The sequence below is a fragment of the Nocardioides sp. genome (assembly GCF_047607365.1).
Lineage (GTDB): Bacteria > Actinomycetota > Actinomycetes > Propionibacteriales > Nocardioidaceae > Nocardioides.
Genome location: NZ_JASGDD010000200.1, coordinates 1 through 3,601 on the forward strand (window position 1 = coordinate 1; position 3,601 = coordinate 3,601).

General features: G+C 70.3%; 6 protein-coding genes and 1 pseudogene. All 7 read left to right on the top strand.

The features are described from left to right. Positions 1-263, top strand: a 263-nt coding sequence (locus QM572_RS15460) for an SseB family protein (RefSeq protein WP_415094676.1), incomplete at its 5' end; no start/stop codon positions are given. 238 nt (positions 264-501) lie between these two features. After that, entirely contained in the window at positions 502-1,155 is a 654-nt protein-coding gene (infC, locus tag QM572_RS15465) for a translation initiation factor IF-3 (protein ID WP_415094677.1), read from the top strand. A gap of 48 nt (positions 1,156-1,203) precedes the next feature. Next, on the top strand, positions 1,204-1,398 hold the full coding sequence (rpmI, locus tag QM572_RS15470) for a 50S ribosomal protein L35 (RefSeq protein WP_300682471.1): 195 nt from the start codon (positions 1,204-1,206) through the stop codon (positions 1,396-1,398). A gap of 53 nt (positions 1,399-1,451) precedes the next feature. Next, complete coding sequence (gene rplT, locus QM572_RS15475; RefSeq protein ID WP_415094680.1) at positions 1,452-1,835, top strand: 50S ribosomal protein L20; 384 nt, start codon at positions 1,452-1,454, stop codon at positions 1,833-1,835. 4 nt (positions 1,836-1,839) lie between these two features. Next, positions 1,840-2,649 (top strand): TrmH family RNA methyltransferase, encoded by an 810-nt coding sequence (locus QM572_RS15480; RefSeq protein WP_415094682.1) that lies wholly within the window; start codon positions 1,840-1,842, stop codon positions 2,647-2,649. Between the two features lie 9 nt (positions 2,650-2,658). Next, complete coding sequence (locus QM572_RS15485) at positions 2,659-3,336, top strand: sensor histidine kinase (RefSeq protein ID WP_415094684.1); 678 nt, start codon at positions 2,659-2,661, stop codon at positions 3,334-3,336. A 10-nt stretch (positions 3,337-3,346) separates the two neighbouring features. Further along, positions 3,347-3,601, top strand: a pseudogene (locus QM572_RS15490) (phenylalanine--tRNA ligase subunit alpha); the annotation flags it as partial.

Here is a 3,601-nt window from a genome sequence, read left to right on the forward strand (position 1 = left end):
CCGCGCTGCTCGCCTTCACCTCGCTCGCCACGCTGCACGCCTGGCGCCCCGACGCGCGGCCGGTGCCGGTGAGCGCGCGGGACGCGGCGAGGGCGGCGCTCCAGGACGGCGCGGACGCGATCGTGATCGACCTGGCCGGCCCGACGGCGTACCCGGTCGAGGGGGACGACCTCCTCGCGCTGGCCTCGGGCTGGCGGCTGGCCCGCGTCGGGGAGGGCTCGGCGTGGATCCGGCCGGCGCCGATTCGGCCGGCGGAGCCCTGATCCCGTATCCTCGGTGAGTACACAAGCGGAGGTCTCGAACCTCCCACCCGCATCGCACCGCCCAGCAGCACAGGTCGTCGGGTCAGGATGGCTCCGGAATATCCGGGGCAGGCTTCTGCTTGCGTGCATGCAGGAGCCTTCGTTCATTTCGTGGCCGATCTCTCCTGTCCATCTGTCATGACCCCTAGTCCTGGGAGGACACATCAGTACTGAGCTTCGTATCAACGACCGGATCCGGGTGCCCGAGGTCCGCCTCGTCGGTCCCAACGGTGAGACCGTCGGCATCGTGCCGACGGGCGATGCGCTGCGCCTCGCGCAGGAGGCCGACCTCGACCTCGTCGAGATCGCTCCCCAGGGCAAGCCCCCGGTCTGCAAGCTCATGGACTACGGGAAGTTCAAGTACGAGAACGCCCAGAAGGCCCGTGACGCCCGCCGCAACCAGACGAACGTGATCATCAAGGAGATGAAGCTTCGTCCCAAGATCGACCAGCACGACTACGACACCAAGAAGGGTCACGTCGAGCGGTTCCTCAAGGCGGGCGACAAGGTCAAGATCACGATCATGTTCCGCGGTCGTGAGCAGCACCGTCCCGAGCTCGGCTTCCGCCTGCTGCAGAAGCTCGCCGAGGACGTCGCCGAGCTGGGCTTCGTGGAGTCCTCCCCGAAGCAGGACGGCCGCAACATGATCATGGTGCTCGGCCCGACGAAGAAGAAGGCCGACGCCAAGGTCGAGCAGACCGCCGCCAAGGAGGAGAAGGCCGCCGAGCGCGCCGCCGACGCCGCGGCGGAGCACGCCGAGCGGACCGCGTCCGCCGCGGCCGCCGCGGAGAAGCCGGCCGTCAAGAGGGAGAAGCGCCGCAACGAGGCGCTCGACCCGGACATCGACCTCTAGATCCGACCGATCTACGACAGACCTGAAGAAACGAAAGAGAGACACGAGATGCCGAAGAACAAGAGCCACTCCGGCGCCGGCAAGCGGTTCAAGGTGACCGGTTCCGGCAAGATCCTTCGCGAGAAGGCCGGCAAGCGCCACAACCTCGAGAAGAAGGCCTCCAAGGTCACCCGCCGCCTGACCGGCACCGTCGAGGTCTCCGCCAACGACGTTCCCCGCGCCAAGAAGCTTCTCGGTCGCTGACAACCCTCTGGGGTGAGCAGCCCCGCCGACTTTTCCACTGAAGGAGTACCACCATGGCTCGCGTCAAGCGCGCAGTGAACGCCGCGAAGAAGCGTCGCACCACCCTCGAGCGTGCCGAGGGCTACCGCGGCCAGCGCTCGCGGCTCTACCGCAAGGCGAAGGAGCAGGTCACCCACTCGCTCGTCTACGCCTACAACGACCGTCGCAAGAACAAGGGCAACTTCCGTCGCCTGTGGATCCAGCGCATCAACGCCGCCGCGCGTGCGCAGGGCCTGACCTACAACCGCTTCATCCAGGGCCTCGGCCTGGCGGGCATCGAGGTCGACCGCAAGATCCTCGCCGAGCTGGCCGTCAACGACGTTGCCGCGTTCAACGCGCTCGTCGAGGCCGCCAAGGCCGCCCTCCCCGAGGACGTCAACGCTCCGGCCTCTGCCTGAGTCCGTGACCGCTCCTCTCGCGCCGTCGAACGCGCGACTCAAGGAGCTGAGGAAGCTCAGCCGCCGCTCCGTCAGATCGGAGCGGCGGCTCTTCCTTGCCGACGGCCCCAAGGCCGTCGAGGGCGCCCTCTCGGTGGAGGGATGCGTCCAGGAGATCCTCTGCGTCCCCGCCCTCGCGGACCAGTACGCCGGCGCCACCGCCCCGATCACACTCGTCTCGCCCGAGGCGATGCGCGGACTCTCGGACTCCGTCAGCCCTGCCGGGGTGGTCGCGGTCTGCGCCTTCCACGCCGAATCGGGCCTCCCCTCACCCCGAGTGGGGGCCTCCCTCGCGTCGAGTGGGGGATCGGGGCGGGCACTGGTCGCGATCTGCGCCGACGTGCGGGATCCCGGGAACGCCGGGACCGTGATCCGCTGCGCCGACGCGGCGGGAGCCGACGCCGTCGTACTCGCGGGGGACTCCGTGGACCTCTACAACCCGAAGACGGTCCGCGCCTCCGTCGGCTCGGTCTTCCACCTGCCGATCGCGATCGAGCGCGACCCGATCGCCGCCGTCGCCGCCGCCAAGGACGCGGGCCTGACCGTGCTCGCCGCCGACATGCACGGCGACGCCGACCTCTTCGACGCCGACGAGCTGCTCGCGCGCCCGACCGCGTGGCTCTTCGGCAACGAGGCGTGGGGCCTGCCGGCCGAGCTCGCCGCGCAGGCCGACCACGTCGTCTCCATCCCGATCTTCGGGAGGGCCGAGAGCCTCAACCTCTCCACCGCCGCCGCGCTGTGCCTCTACGCCAGTGCGCGCGCCCAGCGTGCCTAGTCTGGGCTCATGACCGAGGACTGGGAGCTCGAGCGCAGCGACCTGGTCGCCACCCTCGCCCACGAGCTGCGCAGCCCGCTGACCGGGGTGAAGGGCTTCGTGCAGGCGGTGCTGAACCGCTGGGACCGGCTGACCGACGAGCAGAAGAAGTTCATGCTCTCCACCGCGCTCGTCGACGCCGACCGGCTCAGCCGGCTGATCACCGAGATGCTCGACGTCGCACGGCTGGACACCGGACGCCTCCAGCTCCACCGCCGGCCGACCGATCCCGGCCCGATCGCCCAGCGGGTCGTCGGCAGCGTGTCGATGACGACGTCGAGGGAGATCACCCTCGAGGTCGCCGACGACCTGCCCGAGATCGACGCCGATCCCGACAAGCTCGCCCAGGTGCTCACGAACCTCGTCGACAACGGCGTCCGCCACGGCGACGGCACGGTCGCCGTCTCGCTCGCCGCCGAGGAGGGGTATGTCCGCTTCCGCGTCGAGGACGGCGGCGACGGCATCCCCGATCAGGTCCGCGAGCACGTCTTCACCAAGTGGTGGACGGGCGACAAGAGCATGGGCACCGGCCTGGGCCTATACGTTGTCGGCGGGCTCGTCGACGCGCACGGCGGCTCCATCGCCCTCGACGACCGCCCCGGCGGCGGCGCGAGAATCGATGTGAGCTGGCCGGTCTACGCCGACTAGTATTCCGCGGGTGTCTGGCCCGAACTCCGAATACGACCCCGTCGAGGTCACCTCGCTGAAGGCGGAGGAGGTGGAGGCCGCCAAGGACGCCGCGCTCGCGGCGATCGCCGCCGCTGCCGACCTCGAGGCGCTCAAGCTGGTCCGGCTGGAGCACGCCGGCGACCGCTCGGCGCTCGCGCTCGCCAACCGCGAGATCGGGGCCCTCCCGCCGGCCGCCCGGAAGGAGGCCGGCGCGCGCGTCGGCCAGGCCCGCGGCGCCGTCGCC

Excerpts from the sequence above, each read along its gene's own strand:
- rpmI (WP_300682471.1), top strand. The coding sequence starts at position 1,204 with ATGCCGAAGAACAAGAGCCACTCCGGCGCCGGCAAGCGGTTCAAGGTG.
- rplT (WP_415094680.1), top strand. The coding sequence starts at position 1,452 with ATGGCTCGCGTCAAGCGCGCAGTGAACGCCGCGAAGAAGCGTCGCACC.
- QM572_RS15485 (WP_415094684.1), top strand. The coding sequence starts at position 2,659 with ATGACCGAGGACTGGGAGCTCGAGCGCAGCGACCTGGTCGCCACCCTC.